This window comes from Cedecea neteri NBRC 105707 = ATCC 33855 (genome assembly GCF_001571265.1).
Lineage (GTDB): Bacteria > Pseudomonadota > Gammaproteobacteria > Enterobacterales > Enterobacteriaceae > Cedecea > Cedecea neteri.
Genome location: NZ_BCTL01000029.1, coordinates 52,135 through 68,516 on the forward strand (window position 1 = coordinate 52,135; position 16,382 = coordinate 68,516).

The window sequence follows — 16,382 nt, forward strand, 5'->3', positions numbered from 1 at the left end:
TTCAGAATGAAAATTGAATCGATCATTAACTTCGTTCGCGAAAACTACAAAACAAATGACTTCATTCCGTTGCACGCACCCACTTTCCAGGGAAATGAGAAAGCTTATATATTAGATACGCTGGAAAGTACGTTCGTCTCAAGTGTAGGGAAATTTGTCGATGAGTTTGAGCGAAAAATAGAAGCTTACACGGGTACGGCAAGAGCTGTGGCCACAATGAATGGCACTGCAGCACTCAGTGCAGCATTGTATCTGGCAGGAGTGAAACGTGGTGATTTAGTGATTACCCAAGCACTGACTTTTGTTGCTACTTGTAATGCACTTTACCATTTAGGTGCCGACCCTGTATTTGTAGATGTCTCGCGTTCAAGTTTGGGACTGTGTCCGATCGCAATGGATAATTGGCTTACCGAAAATTGTGAATTGGATGAGCAAGGATGCGTCAACAAAAAAACACGTCAGAGAGTTCGCGCTGTCGTGCCAATGCATACATTTGGGCATCCTGTTGAATTAGATGAAATTATCGCCGTATGCGAAAAATGGCATATTGTATTGATTGAGGATGCCGCAGAGAGCTTGGGATCGTTTTACAAAGGTAAGCACACTGGCACTCTAGGAAAATACGCTGCGCTTAGTTTTAACGGCAATAAAATCATCACGACAGGTGGTGGTGGGATGATCATGTGCAAGACAGCAGTGGATGGCGCCAGGGCAAAACATATCACGACTACAGCTAAGGTGCCTCATGCATATGAATTCTATCATGATGAACCAGGTTTCAATTACCGAATGCCAAATCTAAATGCAGCCTTGGGCTGCGGCCAGATGGAAAGTCTTGATATGTTCTTGAGGCAAAAAAGGATTCTTGCCGAACGGTATGAAGAATTCTTTGCTGGGTCAGAATATCATTTCGTTAAAGAGCCCGAATACGCGCATTCAAATTACTGGCTGAATGCCGTCATTTGTGAAAATGAAGCTTCTCGTGAAAATCTTCTAACCCAAATGAACGAAGCAAAAGTAATGGCCAGGCCTATCTGGAAATTAATGCATCGTTTGCCTATGTTTGTTGACGCAATGCGTGACGGATTGGAAAACTCAGAATATATCGAGTCTCGATTAGTGAATATTCCAAGCTCACCAGTTTCCTTACCATGAAGAATTAGAAAATGAAAAAAGTTGCGGTTTTTACGGGTACAAGAGCTGAATATGGCTTAATGTATTGGCTGATAAAGGACATAGAAAATGATCCTGATCTGCAGCTGCAGCTTATTGTCAGTGGAATGCATCTCTCCCCTGAGTTTGGATCAACATGGCAGCAAATAGAAAAGGATGGGTTTTCAATTGACGAAAAAATCGAAATCCTGCTCTCTTCTGACAGTGCTGTAGGAACAGCAAAGAGTATCGGGCTAGGTGTAATTAGCTTCAGTGAAGCTTTTATGCGGCTTAAACCAGATGTCATCATTATTTTGGGTGACCGATTTGAAGCTCTGGCAGCCGCGCAGACTGCAATGATATTACGAATACCGATTATTCATTTGCATGGTGGTGAGATCACTGAGGGGGCGTATGATGATGCGATTCGGCATGCGATTACGAAATTAAGTTACTTGCATGGTACGTCTACAGAAGAATATCGGCATAGAGTTATTCAGCTTGGTGAGGATCCGGCAAGGGTAAAAAATATTGGCGCAATAGGACTTGATCATCTTAAGCGCGGAACATTTATGTCGCTTACTGAATTAAGTGAGTCATTAGGGTTTGCATTAACCGAACCATATTTTCTGGTCACTTACCATCCTGTAACACTGAGCGATGAACCTGCTACAACAAGTTTTTTAGAATTACTTTCAGCGCTTGATAAATTCAAAGACTATAAAATAATACTGACGTACCCAAATGCCGATGATGGAGGGCGTCAGATCATTCCTCTACTTGAAAAATATGCGAGCGAAAATGCTGAAAGAGTTTATGCCATACCTTCGCTAGGGCAGGTACGTTATTTGAGTGCCGTTAAACATGCGGCCGCAGTCATTGGTAACTCATCTAGTGGAATTATAGAGGTTCCGGCATTTAATGTGCCGACCGTGAATATCGGAGTTAGGCAAAAAGGTCGTCTCGCGGCAAAAAGTGTGCTTCATACGTCTGCGGTTGAGAAAGACATAGTCAGAGCTATAGATTGTGCATTACAGCGTGCGTATAAAAAAGAGGATGAAGTCATAATAAATCCTTATGGGCAGGGCGATGCAAGCAGTAAAGTTATCGATATGATAAAAACGCTTAAATTTGTACCTGGTAAAAAATTTTACGACTTAAAGTGAAGACTATGACATTAATAATTGCAGAAGCAGGTGTGAACCATAATGGCAGCGAAGAGTTAGCATTCAAACTTGTAGATGCGGCGTATAAGGCTGGCGCTGATATTGTCAAGTTTCAGACATTTAAAGCGAAAAATTTAGTAACCAAAAGTGCAGCCCAGGCCGAGTATCAAATAGCAAACACAAAAAAGCAAGAATCCCAGTTTGAGATGCTTAGCAGACTCGAATTATCATGGGATGCGCATCATGCCTTAGTTAAATATTGTAATGAGATAGGAATTGAATTTTTATCTACAGCATTTGACTCTGAAAGTTTGGATTTTTTAGTTAACGAGTTAGGTATTAAGCGCCTTAAGATCCCATCCGGAGAATTAACAAATGCACCCTTAGTTCTTGAACATGCCAGAACAGGGTGTGACATTATTGTTTCTACTGGAATGGCAACCTTATCGGAAATAGAAGCAGCATTAGGTGTTATAGCATTTGGCTATATTGGAGAGAAAGAATCGATACCTTCAATTGAATCTTTCAAGGCTGCATATGCATCAGAATCAGGACAAAAAGCATTAAAAGAAAAAGTCACCATATTGCATTGCACAACCGAATATCCTGCACCGTTAGAAGAAATTAATTTACGGGTAATGGATACTTTGAACGCTGCTTTCGACTTGCCTTCCGGTTATTCTGATCATAGCGAGGGAATAACTATCCCTATCGCTGCGGTGGCAAGAGGTGCTGTGATAATTGAAAAACACTTTACTCTGGATAAGGAAATGGAGGGGCCAGATCATAAGGCATCACTCGATCCAGAAGAACTGAGATTGATGATTAAATCAATACGGGAAATTGAAAAAGCATTAGGTCATAAAATTAAAACCCCAACAGTTTCTGAGCTTAAAAATAAACAAGTAGCGCGTAAAAGTCTGGTTGCAGCGACCAATATTATCGCAGGGGAATATTTCTCAGCAGATAATATTGCTATAAAACGTCCTGGCACAGGAATGTCACCTTATAGTTATTGGGAAATGTTAGGAAGGGAATCGTCGCGGGATTATAAGCAAGGGGATATCATTTTTGAGTAAATTACCAGTTGTAATCATAGGAAGTGGAGGGCATGCGAGTGTTCTTGTTGACATCCTAAAAAAACAACAGCGGGAAATAAAAGCTATAATAAGCCATAGTATACCGACTGAAAGAAAAATATTCGAAGGTATCGAGCACTTTAGCCACGATAGTGATATTTTGAAATTTAATGTTGATGAAATTGAACTCATTAATGCTATTGGTGCAAGCCCTCACTCCACGTTGAGAAAAACTATAACAAATAATTACCTTGCACTTGGGTACAATTTTGCATCAGTAATAGCTGATAGCGCCATTGTCAGTACAGATGTTGATATTGAAAAAGGTGTTCAAATTTTGACTCGGGCTGTTATTCATCCTGGTGCTAAAATTGGCAGCTTTAGCGTGATAAACACTGCGGCCATAATTGAACATGACTGTGTTCTCGGCGAGAATAATTTTATTGCACCCGGTGCTGTATTGTGTGGACAGGTGTCTACGGGACAGGATGTTTTTGTTGGCGCAGGGGCAGTGATTATTCCAAATATTACGCTTGGGATTAACGCTATTGTAGGTGCTGGTGCTGTTTTGACAAATGATCTGAACGCCGATCAGATGTGTTATCCAGCAAGAATGAATATTAAATGATTTTGTAAAGAAGGTGACAAATGGCTCAGCAGTGGAAAAATGTGCTAATTAAAGCGGATAACACAATCCGCGAAGCATTAGAGATTATCAATAAAGAAGCACTCAAAGTTGTGCTTGTTGTTGATGATGCTGAAAACCTTCTTGGCGTCATTACCGATGGAGATATACGTAGGAGTATATTAAATAATATAGAGCTTTCAGCTCCTGTCAGTTTAGTAATGAATAAAAATCCTATCACAGCAAGTAGACACGATTCGTTTGCAAAGCTCAATCAGTTGATGATTTCCAAAAGCATATTTTCAATTCCTATCCTCGATGGTGAAAAAGTTGTTGGTCTTGAGACGATGCAAACGGTGAATGGGAGAAGGAGTTATGAGAATCCTGTATTCATTATGGCCGGAGGATTTGGCACAAGGCTGAAGCCTTTGACTGATAATTGTCCAAAACCGATGCTGAAAATTGGAGATAGACCAATTTTAGAAACAGTTGTACGTAGTTTCGTCAAAGCTGGGTTTAAAAATTTATATATTTCGACGCATTATATGCCTGAAATTATTGAAGCGCATTTTGGTAATGGCAATGATTTCAATGCAAATATTAAATATGTATACGAGGACGTTCCTCTGGGTACGGGAGGGGCACTGGGATTATTACCTGATACATTATCGGATCAATTGTCATTGATCATGATTAATGCTGATGTCCTCACAAATATAGATTTTGAAAAATTATTGAATTTTCATGATTCTAGCTCTGCGGATGCTACAATTTGTGTTCGGGAATATGACTATCAAATACCGTATGGCGTAATAAAAGGTGATGGAAACAAAATTATTTCTATGGAAGAAAAACCAGTCCATCATTTTTTTGTAAATGCCGGGATTTATGTTCTCTCGCCTAGTGTATTCAAAAGTGTACCTAAAAATACTAAAATAGATATGCCATCGTTGTTGGAACGACACATGCAGAGTGGGGAAGATGTGCTCATGTTTCCAATTCATGAATATTGGTTAGATATTGGAAGAATGGATGATTTTAAACGAGCTCAGATAGATATCCATTCGCTAGGGTTAGATTAATGAAACGGATAGCAGTTATTGGGTTAGGTAATATAGCAACAAGACACCGAAGGAATTTACGTGCACTATTTCCCGAAGCTGAAATTTACGCAGTATCTGCATCAGGCCGTAAGATTGAAGGTATAGTCAGCGACAGTAATTATATATCGGATGATCTGCAAAAACTCAGTCAAATTGTTGATATGGCTATAATTGCCTCCCCTGCAACATCTCACCTCGAACATGCTATTCCTTTTATCAAGGTTGGGGTGCCAACATTAATTGAAAAACCTGTTTTTGCTTCTTTAGATGATGCGGAAGTTATTTCTAAGCTTATTGAGGGAAATAAAACACCAATCTGTATTGGCTATTGCTTACGGTATTTGCCGTCAACAATAAAATTACATGAGCTTCTGGAAAAGAACACAGTTGGTAAAGTACTCAATGCGCGTATAACAATTGGGCAATACCTTCCAGACTGGCGGCCTACAAAAAATTATAAAAATAGCGTTTCAGCAAGCAAAGTATTAGGAGGCGGTGCCCTTCTCGAGTTGAGTCATGAGATTGATTATTCGCGTTTTCTGTTTGGCGAACTCACAATAAAACATGCAATAATTAGAAATTCAGGGATATTAGATATAGATGTTGAAGATATTGCCGATATTGTTGCGATCTCTTCAGATGAGGCTGTAATCCATATACATCTAGATTTTATTCAACGTCAGGCTTTTCGAGAATGTGAAGTGGTAGGCTCTGAAGGGAGACTTAGTTGGGACCTAATAAATAATAAGATAGTACTGCATAACAGTGAAGGTAGTGAAATTCTTTATAATGATCCTAAGTATGATAAAAATGAAATGTATATGAGTATGCTAAAGGATTTTATTCGATTTACCGAGGGCAAACCGAACACTTGTATAAAACTGGAGGATGGCATAAAAACCCTTCAGTTAGTTGAAAATATCAGAAGGCTTGCTGATTAATATGAAAAATATTGCATTTATTTTTGCCCGTGGGGGTTCAAAGGGACTTCCAGGAAAAAACATCAAACATCTGGACGGAAAGCCTTTATTACAATACTCAATCGAGACAGCAAAAGCTTCTCCTTCAGTGAGTGATGTTTTTGTTTCTACTGACGATGATCAGATCAAAGCATGCGCAATTGCAGCTGGAGCTACGGTTATCGACCGCCCCGTTGAGCTCGCTGGCGATAAAAGTCCGGAATGGTTAGCCTGGCGACATGCTATTGAATGGGTCAAAGAACATTACGGGATATTTGATAATTTCATCAGCTTACCGGCAACTAGCCCACTTCGTTCTGTAGAAGATGTTGAGGCTGCAATAGCGATGCGTAGTGATGTTGAAGCAGATATTTGTATATCAGTGACTCCTGCATCCAGAAGTCCATATTTCAACATGGTTAAACTCTCTACTCAGAACATAACTGAATTGGTTATCAAGCCTGAGGGAGATGTTTTTCGTCGTCAAGATTCACCTGAAGTTTATGATATTACGACGGTTGTTTATGTCGCAGATCCTAATTTTATTCTTAATAAATATGGCATATTTAGTGGTAAGGTCACATCAATAGTTGTGCCAAAAGAACGAGCTGTAGATATTGATGATATTTATGATTTTTATATGGCAGAATCTTTAATTAAATTTAAGAATGAGTCCAAAAATGATTAATAATAAAAAAATTCTTATACTTGGGGCCGGTGGCTTGCTCGGTTCTTGTCTGGTCACTGAATGTTTAAAGCGAGGTGGAAGTGTTATAGCCGTTGACTCAGACATCGAGCGCATGAATCAGCGATTGGCAACTCTTGGCGTGGATCTCAGTAGTGATAAACTTGAAATTGCAGCGCTTAACGTAACAAATGATAGTGATGTGAAAGCGTTCTTTTCTAAGCTTTGCGCCATAGATGGCGTAGTCAATGCCACTTATCCTAGAAACAAAAGTTATGGTGCACATTTTTTTGATGTAACACTTGATGGGTTTAATGACAATTTATCATTGCATCTTGGGAGTACATTTTTGTTGATGCAGCAATGTGCTTTGTATTTTAAACAAAAAGAAAAACCTTTGTCAGTGGTGAACATTTCTTCTGTGTACGGTGTAATTGCCCCTCGTTTTGAAATTTATGAGAACACTAAAATGACTATGCCTGTGGAATACGCAGCGATAAAGTCAGCTTTGTTGCATCTAAATAAGTATGTTGTTGCTTATGTAAAAGATACACGATTCCGCATAAACGCCGTTAGTCCTGGAGGAATTTTTGATAATCAACCGGAAGAGTTTCTGGAGGCTTATAAGGCATATACTAACGGTAAGGGCATGCTGGAGGTAAGTGGGGTTATTGGTGCAGTGTTATATTTCTTATCGGATGAATCGAAATATGTTACCGCACAAAATCTTATAGTCGATGATGGCTTCCATCTATAAATTGTCGGAGATAAGGTTGACATGCTTAATAAAATAATAAATGTATTAAAGTACTTAAAAAAATACAAACCTTCTGCAATTGAAGAAGAGTTTGTATTGTTAAATAAAAAATTTTGGTCAAGAAACAATAAAAAATATTATGATGATGTTTGTTTAGTTGAAGGACATGTGGAATGTCCTGCGAGCGTAATTGATAAAGCCAGAATGGCAAAAGCAGTGGAAGAAGCATGCAATGCCAGGCCCGTTGTATTTGTTAGAGGATTTAATATTAAGGGCAATAATGTAGCTCATATTTACAAATCCTTTGGCATTGAGGATTTTTATCTTTGGTGGAGAGCTTTTTTTAATCCGCTCATTTTAATTCCTTCTATTATTAGTACAGTGAAGATATTTACATCTGTGAAAACAGGGGATGAACTTCTTAAGTTACATTACAAAGACGTTTACATAGGTGATTTATTATATGATACGCTAATTCGCTTTAAGCCAAACAGTTATACAGTTCATAAAATAAACTTTTCCTACATTAGACTTATTCTGAGGGCTTTTATAACCTTCAATATAAACGAACAACTAATAAAGAAATACAAGCCTAAATATTTAATCACAAGTCATAATGTGTACGCTGAATTTGGAATGTTTCCTCGTCAGATTCGAAAGAGAATGAATGGTGTTGTTTTTCTCAAAGACATATACGCCTACAAATGTTATTCTCAAAAAACAAACATACAAGAGCATTTTTTAAAAATGCCAATGGATGCTTTTATAAGCAAGCTAGCCGATAATAATTATTATGAAGAGTCTGTTGAATATTTCAATCAACGAATGTCTGGTAACGTTGACCAGATTGATGTAAAGAACGCATATCAAAATAAATTAGCGTATAGCATTACTGATTTACAACAGCTTTATCCTGGGATTGATTGCAGTAAAAAAAATGTGGTAGTGATGTCGCATGCATTCTCTGATTCTCCACATGTCGGAGAGGGACTGTTATTCAAAGACTATTATGACTTCCTTGAGAAAACGCTAATAAAGCTAAATGAAAATTCATCAATAAACTGTTTTGTCAAAGCTCATCCAAGCTCATATATGTGGGATGAAAAAGGCGGTGTTGAAGGATTAGTCGAAAAAAACAATCTCAGTAATGTTTATATCATGCCCAATGATCTAAATACAAATTCAATTAGTAGTTTGGCTGATTATATTGTTACCGCTAAAGGTACTGCTGGATTAGAATTTAGTTGTTTAGGAATACCTGCAATAACAGCTGGGAAAGGCTTCTATTATAATTTTGGAATAGCTGCAGAACCAGATAGTATAAAAGATTATTATGAGTTATTAGATAATATATCTGATTTAAAACCATTATCAGAGGACATAAAAAAACGCGCTTTGGTTTTACTCTATATGGTTTCGCAAAATAGACATCATTCTCATATATTGCCAAATAAACATATAATGCCTAATGAAGACTATGAGAGTCTGTATCAGGAGAAATATAAAGAAGTTATTGGTAATATAAAAAAAGGGGAAGTCATGAAAGATTATTATTATGAAATGGTTAAGAAAGATGCGGTAAAAACCAAATGATTAAACGTGGTGTGTTATATATAATTTTAAATTATCTAATACAATGCCTGAACATGATTTTAAGCTTGCTTTTAATGCGCTATTTAAGCTCTGGTTTACTTGGCGATCTTTCTTTGGCACGTACCTGGCAACAATTTGTTGATTATTCTCATTTAGGTGCAAGATTTGCACTGGATCGTTATGTTCCTACATCTGAGGAAGATGAAAGACAGAGATTATTATCAACGGTACTTGCTGCAACAATAATCGGTGGTTTATTTGTTATTGTTGCAGCATTATTATTCAATGAATACAATTATATTGTCATTATTTTAACGGTGTCTGGTATTTTTATTGCAATAGGAAATGTATTTAAAACCTATTTGCGAGCGACAAATAATCTAAATGATATGCTTGCGATAGTTTTTTTGAGTCAGTTACTGCCAATTTTAATTCCATTAGGTATTTATTGCTATACGAAAGATTTCTTTTATTTTTTGTTTGCCACACTGATATGTTATGTTTTATCAGTCACATACATCTTAATAAATAAAAGGCAGTTGTTAGATTATAGAAGCTTGAAATCTCTCCTTAGAGTTTATAAAAAAATTTCTTTACCATCTTTTTATCTTTTTATTAACTCACTTTTTATTTTTTTGTATTTAGTCATGGACCGTTTTTTTATCGATTATTCTTCAGGGCGAGCTGCGCTAGGTGACTACAGCGTAATTACATTTGCATTCAGTGCATTAATGATTATTCCTGCAACCGTCGCTGAGCTTTTATATGTGAAGATAATAAAGCAGAGTTCAACAGTAGGACGGGTTCTGTTCATTAAAGAGGCTTTACTAATAGTTGCTATAACAATTATTGGTGTTGTGGTCGCTAATCCTGTAATGAGTTTCTTCATTGTTAAATTCACAAAGTATGGTGATTTGCTAAGAGATATGCATTATGCGACATTAGCTGTTATACCCTTCGCGTTAACTGCGATTTATTATCATGTGTCAAATGGCCTTGATCTCAGAAAACAAATGATAATGGTGAACGCAGCAGTGTGTATTATTCTTTGTGTGTTATATGTCATTCCTATATTCCACAATCTGAAATATTCCCTGCATTATTATGTATTGATCAAGGCTGCTACCGGGTGGTTAGTTTTTATTGGGTATTCTTTTTTTATATGGAAGCATACAAGAAAACTTTCAATAAAAAATTAAATACTATCAATCATTAAGAATGATGAATATGATATCAATCATTTATTTTATTTTGGCACTAATTCTATATGGCTTTGCATATCTAAAAAGTAAAGACTTACTAAATCCTTTAGGTATTGGTATTCTATTATGGTATCTGGCATGTTCCCTGGCTAATTTTGATTTGTTGTTCGACTACAAACTGCAGGAAGAGCTCTCGCTTCAAACTAATGTTTGCATGTTATTATCAGGTCTGTGCTTTGTACTACCGATTTGCTTTTCCTACAGAAAAAACGCGTTATCGCTAATCGGTTATCAAAAAATCCATTACGGTAAGGCGTATAACTTTTTTTTCAATTTGATCGTTATTGCATCTATTATCGCATTCCTGTATCGATTTCAACATCTTATTTTCGCACCTGCACTTTTTTCTGGTGCATCAAATGATCTGAAAAGTACGGTGCCTGATGCATTGCCTGGTGTAAATTATATCGATTTGTTTACACCCTATGCAGCTATTCTTGCACTAATAGAAATTAAATATTCATTAAATCTTTCCAAAAAAAGGTTCGTAATATTATTCTGCTATATATTATTTTCAATAATATCATCTCTTGTATATAAAGTTTCACGAGGTGAGTTTTTGATTTTTGGGTTGGCTTATCTATATATATATTTGGCTACAAAAAGAAATAAAATTAATTTTAAAAAAATGCTATTTATACTTGTATTTGTGCTGCTTTTTTTTGCTGTTGGTGCAATGCGGTTGTCAGATGAGAGTAGAGTCTCAACTCAATTCGGTAGTGGTGTGCTTAACTCAATATTAAGCCAAATATATACATATATAGCAATTAATTTTCAAAATCTAAATGCTCTTATTAATTCTAATTCTGAGTTGACATATGTTTGGGGAGGTTTGAAATTTTTATTAAAACCATTCTTTACATATGAATATGATACAAACCAAGTGGGCCTTTCCGATTACTCAGTCGGATTTTTTAATGCTAAAACATTCATCTATTATTTTTACAATGATTTGTCTTACGTCGGTATAATTATTTATCCATTGATAATAGGTATTGTTGTTCAGCTAATATATAACAGCATGTGCCGGGATGTAAAATATTTGACCTTGACTGCATCTCTCATGAAAGCAGTTGTATTTATGTTTTTTGGGAATTATTTTTTTGGCGAGCTTGTTCTCATATTTCCGTATTTATTGATCTTTTTCTTCCTCACCATGATGAAGACCATAAATATTAGAGTAGATAAATAGCTATAATTTGTCTTTTTGTTCTGGTTTTATCTCGCAGTGTTTTTCAATTTTGGATATTGATAAGTGTATCTTGGAAGGTTTAAATAATGTCTAATAGCACCAAAAAAATTTTATTTATCGCGCCAGTACCTCCTCCTTTGACTGGTCAGGCAATTGCCTGCAAAGCACTCTACGATAGTTTCATTAGACAGGGACATGCCGTTGAGTTAGTTAACTTATCAAAAAAGTCATTCGTATCTGGAGTTGATTCTTATTCTAGAGTCCTCGAGATATTCAAGATACTCAAGCTAGTTTTTAAAAAGAAAAAAGATGTTGATTATGTGTACTTCACACCGGCTGAATCTGTAGCTGGTAATTTGAAGGACTTACTTATTTATTTAATCCTGTTCAACAAACTACCTGTGACATTTATACATTTACACGGTGGGGCAGGAATGAAGGTGATTTTATCTTCTAAACATCCTATTCTTAAAAATATTAATGGTTTTTTTATTAAGAGAATGAAATGTGTCATTGTCTTAGGTGATAGATTAAGTCATATATACAAAGGGCTTATTTCTGAAAGTAAAATAAAAATCGCTAAAAATTTCAGCTTGCCGGACTTTTTTATATCACCTATAGAATTAAAAAACAAGTATCAAAAAATTGATACTATAAAAATTCTATTCCTAAGTAATTTGCTGCCAGGTAAAGGATATAAAGAACTACTCTGTGCGCTTAAGGCACTGCCAGTAGAATCACTAAAGAACCTGCAAGTGGATTTTGCCGGTGGTTTTGAAGATGAGCAGGCTAAAGAAGAATTTATTAAAGATATTTCTTCTTATCCACAATTTCATTATCATGGTGTAGTTGCGGGCGAGCAAAAAAAGAGATTGCTTGAGGATGCTCATTTATTTTGTTTACCTACATACTATCCATATGAAGGGCAGCCTATTAGTATTTTAGAAGCTTATGCATCCGGGTGTGCAGTCATGACGACCGATCATAGTGGTATCTTCGATATTTTCACCCCAGATAGAAATGGAATTCAGGTAAAGCCAGCTGATATTGATTCCATCACCGCCGCACTCAAATCAATTGTCGTAGATAAAGATTTACTGAGAAAATATGCGGTATTGAATGCTTATGAGGCAAGACGTTTCTTTAAGGTTGAAAAGCATTTAGCCGTAATGAATGATATTATAAATATTTCAAAATAATTTTTATGAGAGTTTAAAGTGAAAATCAATTATCAAATATGCACCACCTGCATCATGGATACTACAGATCCGCATATTGTGTTTAATGAAAATGGCGAGTGTGAATATTGCCAAAATTTTAAAGCGACTATCAAACCCAACTGGCATACCGATCAGATTGGTGAAGCTAAACTCATGGATATGGCAAAGACAATCAAGGCCGACAGTAAAGGGCAAGATTTTGACTGTATCATTGGCTTATCCGGTGGACTTGACAGCTCCTATGCTGCTTATATTGCAAAGGAAAAAATGGGCTTGCGACCTTTGCTTTTTCATGTTGATGCAGGATGGAACACAGATCAGGCCGTTGGTAATATTGAGAAGCTTATTGAAGGGTTAGAGTTAGACCTTTACACCGAAGTCGTTAACTGGGAGGAAATGAAAGACCTCCAACTCTCTTTCCTTAAATCAGGTATTCCTGATCAAGATTTAGTGCAGGATGCATCTTTTTTCTCAGGTCTGTATAAATTTGCGCGCCAGCATAAAATCAAACATGTGATTACAGGTTCCAATTTTTCAACAGAATGCTGTCGTGAACCTGAAGCTTGGGGGGGGTATTTGGGGATAGATACTACACTCTTCAATGATATCCATAAACAGTTTGGCACCAGAGATTTAAAGTCATTTCCTTTAACGGATATATTAGTTTATAAGCTGTATTATCAGAAAATTCTGGGGATGAAAATTCATCACCCATTAAATTTGGTTCCTTTTATTAAGGAAAAAGCCGAGCAAGAGTTGAACGAAAAATTTGGTTGGCAACGTTTCCAGCATAAACACCATGAGTCTCGTTTTACACGTTTCTATGAGGACTATTGGTTGCCGCGTCGGTTCGGTTTTGAAAAACGCAGGGCGCATTTTTCGAGCTTGATAATGACAGGACAAATGACCCGTGAGCAGGCTTTAGAGAGAATTGCAAAACCTGAGATGGATGAGCATTTTCTTGAGCAAGAGTTCGAATATGTCGCTCATAAACTTGGTATTACAGTGGCACAGCTACAAGAATTGTTTGATATGCCTAAAAAAACCTATCGCGACTATAAAAATAAACGCTGGCTTATCGGTTTGGGGGCAAATGTACTCCGAGTGCTGGGATTAGAGAAAAGGTACTTTAGATGATTAAAATCATTGATTATGGCATTGGTAATATACAGGCTTTTCTGAATGTGTATAAAAGATTGGGAATCAGTGCCGATGTCGCCCGGTCTAAAGAAGATATCAAGGATTCCACACATTTGATTTTACCCGGCGTTGGTGCTTTTGATAGAGCAATGACTTTATTTAACGAGTCGGGCATGCGTGAAAGTGTAGAATGCAGGGTGCTAGAAGATAATATTCCTGTTATTGGTATCTGTGTTGGCATGCAGATGCTTGCTAATTCCAGTGATGAAGGAACTATGGCTGGATTAGGTTGGATCCCTGGACGAGTCAGGTCTTTCTCTAGCCATAATTCTTCAGCAAATCTTCCTATGCCCCATATGGGTTGGAATGACGTTATTGAGAATAAAAAATCTCCATTATTGGAGGGTTTTGTCAGTAACCCACGTTTTTATTTTCTCCATTCATATTATTATGAATGTGAGGATGATAATGATGTAGTTGCATCAGCCAGTTATGGACACAATTTCAACTGTGTCATTGGCCGAAATAATATCTACGGGATTCAATGCCATCCTGAAAAAAGTCATTCTTCAGGTTACCAACTACTGAAGAATTTTTCTGAGATTTGATACTATGCTTAGGCCAAGAATTATTCCTTGTTTACTTATTCACGATTCTGGTTTGGTTAAAACCGTCAATTTTAAAGACCCTAAATATGTCGGTGACCCAATTAATGCAGTGAAAATTTTTAATGAAAAAGAAGCTGATGAGCTGATGGTTATCGATATTGATGCCACGGTAAAAGGGCATGAGCCAGATTATCAATTAATTAAAAAAATTGCAGCCGAATGCCGAATGCCACTATGTTATGGTGGAGGAATAACAACGGCAGAACAGGCAGCAAAAATTATTTCTCTTGGGGTTGAAAAAATTTCCATAGGGGCCGCTGCAGTTGAAAATCCGGCCTTGGTAACTGAGCTGGCTGAAGCAATCGGTAAGCAAAGTGTTGTTGTTGTATTGGACGTTATCAAGAAAAAAGGATTTTTCGCCAAAGGATATGAATTATCTACAAGAAATAACACTCATAATCATAAGATAGATCCTTTGGTATTTGCTAAAAAGATGGCAGCATTAGGAGCCGGAGAAATTGTTATCAACTTTATTGATAACGATGGGGTTATGAAAGGGTATGATCTTGAATATTCTTCCATTATTCGTGCTAATGTTAACGTCCCTATTACTTTCTTAGGTGGCGCAGGGTCTTATGAGCATTTGTCTGAACTAATTAATACCTGCGGTATTGTCGGAGCTGCAGCGGGCAGCCTTTTCGTATTTAAAGGAAAGTACCGTGCAGTGCTGATTAGTTATCCAACTCCTGAGCAAAAAGAGTTAATCTATTCTAATCTTCAGAATAGTAATCAATAAGGATTTCTGATGTTTAAAGATAAAACACTTCTGATCACTGGTGGTACAGGATCTTTTGGTAATGCTGTATTAAATCGTTTTCTGAAAACCGATATTAAAGAGATTCGTATTTTTAGCCGTGACGAAAAAAAACAAGATGATATGCGGAAAAAATACAACAGTGAAAAGCTTAAGTTTTATATTGGTGATGTAAGAGACTATCAATCAATTCTGAATGCTTCTCGTGGTGTCGACTTTATTTACCATGCTGCGGCATTGAAGCAAGTTCCTTCATGTGAATTTCACCCGATGGAAGCGGTTAAAACTAATGTTCTTGGAACAGAGAACGTGCTCGAAGCCGCAATTGCCAATAGTGTTAAACGTGTGGTTTGCCTAAGTACGGATAAAGCTGTTTATCCGATCAATGCAATGGGTATTTCTAAAGCAATGATGGAAAAAGTCATTGTTGCCAAATCTCGTAATGTTGATCCAAATAATACCGTTATTTGCGCTACTCGCTATGGCAATGTCATGGCTTCCCGTGGTTCCGTTATCCCTTTATTTGTTGATTTGATTCGTGAGGGCAAATCCTTGACGATCACTGATCCAAATATGACACGATTTATGATGACCCTTGAAGATGCGGTTGATCTGGTCCTGTATGCCTTTACGCATGGAAATAATGGCGATATTTTTGTTCAGAAAGCTCCTGCTGCTACCATCGAAACACTTGCAATTGCGCTGAAAGATTTGCTTAACGTTCCGGAACATCAGGTTAATGTCATTGGCACTCGTCATGGCGAAAAACTGTATGAGGCCTTGCTGAGCCGCGAGGAAATGGTGGCTGCTGTCGATATGGGTGATTATTATCGTGTTCCACCAGATCTTCGCGACCTGAACTACGGAAAATATGTTGAGCAGGGCGATAAGCGTATCTCTGAAGTGGAAGACTATAACTCCCATAATACTGAGCGTCTCGATGTTGAGGGCATGAAAATGCTGCTGCTGAAGCTTCCATTCATCAACGCACTGCGCGCCGGAAAAGCATACGAATTGGATGCATAAT

General features: G+C 37.1%; 16 protein-coding genes. All 16 read left to right on the top strand.

Annotation, left to right across the window (positions count from 1 at the left end; all coding sequences use genetic code 11):
* The first annotated feature begins 6 nt into the window (after nt 1–6).
* On the top strand, nt 7–1,155 hold the full coding sequence (locus CNE01S_RS13070; RefSeq protein ID WP_061276615.1) for a LegC family aminotransferase: 1,149 nt from the start codon (nt 7–9) through the stop codon (nt 1,153–1,155).
* Between the two features lie 11 nt (nt 1,156–1,166).
* The gene (gene neuC / locus CNE01S_RS13075) at nt 1,167–2,318 is read left to right on the top strand and encodes a UDP-N-acetylglucosamine 2-epimerase (protein WP_061276617.1); all 1,152 of its coding nucleotides are present in this window, start codon (nt 1,167–1,169) and stop codon (nt 2,316–2,318) included.
* Nucleotides 2,319–2,323: 5 nt separating this feature from the next.
* Nucleotides 2,324–3,397, top strand: coding sequence for an N-acetylneuraminate synthase (neuB, locus tag CNE01S_RS13080; protein WP_061276619.1), 1,074 nt, complete (start codon nt 2,324–2,326; stop codon nt 3,395–3,397).
* A complete protein-coding gene (locus tag CNE01S_RS13085; protein WP_082763215.1) occupies nt 3,390–4,025 on the top strand; it encodes an acetyltransferase in 636 nt (211 codons plus the stop codon). The genes neuB and CNE01S_RS13085 overlap by 8 nt, the downstream gene beginning before the upstream one ends.
* A 20-nt stretch (nt 4,026–4,045) precedes the next feature.
* Nucleotides 4,046–5,104 (top strand): nucleotidyltransferase family protein, encoded by a 1,059-nt coding sequence (locus CNE01S_RS13090; protein ID WP_061276622.1) that lies wholly within the window; start codon nt 4,046–4,048, stop codon nt 5,102–5,104.
* Nucleotides 5,104–6,066, top strand: a complete 963-nt coding sequence (locus tag CNE01S_RS13095; RefSeq protein ID WP_061276624.1) for a Gfo/Idh/MocA family protein — start codon at nt 5,104–5,106, stop codon at nt 6,064–6,066. Before CNE01S_RS13090 ends, CNE01S_RS13095 begins: the two co-directional genes overlap by 1 nt.
* A gap of 1 nt (nt 6,067) precedes the next feature.
* Nucleotides 6,068–6,772, top strand: coding sequence for an acylneuraminate cytidylyltransferase family protein (locus CNE01S_RS13100; RefSeq protein WP_061276626.1), 705 nt, complete (start codon nt 6,068–6,070; stop codon nt 6,770–6,772).
* Nucleotides 6,765–7,526 carry an oxidoreductase gene (locus CNE01S_RS13105; protein ID WP_082763216.1) on the top strand — a complete coding sequence of 254 codons (762 nt, stop codon included), beginning with the start codon at nt 6,765–6,767 and terminating at the stop codon, nt 7,524–7,526. Before CNE01S_RS13100 ends, CNE01S_RS13105 begins: the two co-directional genes overlap by 8 nt.
* 21 nt (nt 7,527–7,547) lie before the next feature.
* Entirely contained in the window at nt 7,548–9,119 is a 1,572-nt protein-coding gene (locus tag CNE01S_RS13110; RefSeq protein WP_061276629.1) for a hypothetical protein, read from the top strand.
* Nucleotides 9,116–10,318, top strand: a complete 1,203-nt coding sequence (locus CNE01S_RS13115) for an oligosaccharide flippase family protein (protein ID WP_061276632.1) — start codon at nt 9,116–9,118, stop codon at nt 10,316–10,318. The genes CNE01S_RS13110 and CNE01S_RS13115 overlap by 4 nt, the downstream gene beginning before the upstream one ends.
* A 28-nt stretch (nt 10,319–10,346) precedes the next feature.
* The gene (locus CNE01S_RS13120; RefSeq protein ID WP_061276634.1) at nt 10,347–11,573 is read left to right on the top strand and encodes an O-antigen polymerase; all 1,227 of its coding nucleotides are present in this window, start codon (nt 10,347–10,349) and stop codon (nt 11,571–11,573) included.
* A gap of 86 nt (nt 11,574–11,659) precedes the next feature.
* Nucleotides 11,660–12,772 (top strand): glycosyltransferase family 4 protein, encoded by a 1,113-nt coding sequence (locus CNE01S_RS13125; RefSeq protein WP_061276636.1) that lies wholly within the window; start codon nt 11,660–11,662, stop codon nt 12,770–12,772.
* An 18-nt stretch (nt 12,773–12,790) separates the two neighbouring features.
* Nucleotides 12,791–13,930 (top strand): N-acetyl sugar amidotransferase, encoded by a 1,140-nt coding sequence (locus tag CNE01S_RS13130; protein WP_245874401.1) that lies wholly within the window; start codon nt 12,791–12,793, stop codon nt 13,928–13,930.
* A complete protein-coding gene (gene hisH, locus CNE01S_RS13135) occupies nt 13,927–14,541 on the top strand; it encodes an imidazole glycerol phosphate synthase subunit HisH (RefSeq protein WP_061276641.1) in 615 nt (204 codons plus the stop codon). The genes CNE01S_RS13130 and hisH overlap by 4 nt, the downstream gene beginning before the upstream one ends.
* 4 nt (nt 14,542–14,545) lie before the next feature.
* Complete coding sequence (locus tag CNE01S_RS13140; protein ID WP_061276642.1) at nt 14,546–15,337, top strand: AglZ/HisF2 family acetamidino modification protein; 792 nt, start codon at nt 14,546–14,548, stop codon at nt 15,335–15,337.
* 9 nt (nt 15,338–15,346) lie between these two features.
* The gene (gene fnlA, locus CNE01S_RS13145) at nt 15,347–16,381 is read left to right on the top strand and encodes a UDP-N-acetylglucosamine 4,6-dehydratase/5-epimerase (RefSeq protein ID WP_061276644.1); all 1,035 of its coding nucleotides are present in this window, start codon (nt 15,347–15,349) and stop codon (nt 16,379–16,381) included.
* The last annotated feature ends 1 nt before the right edge of the window (nt 16,382 follow it).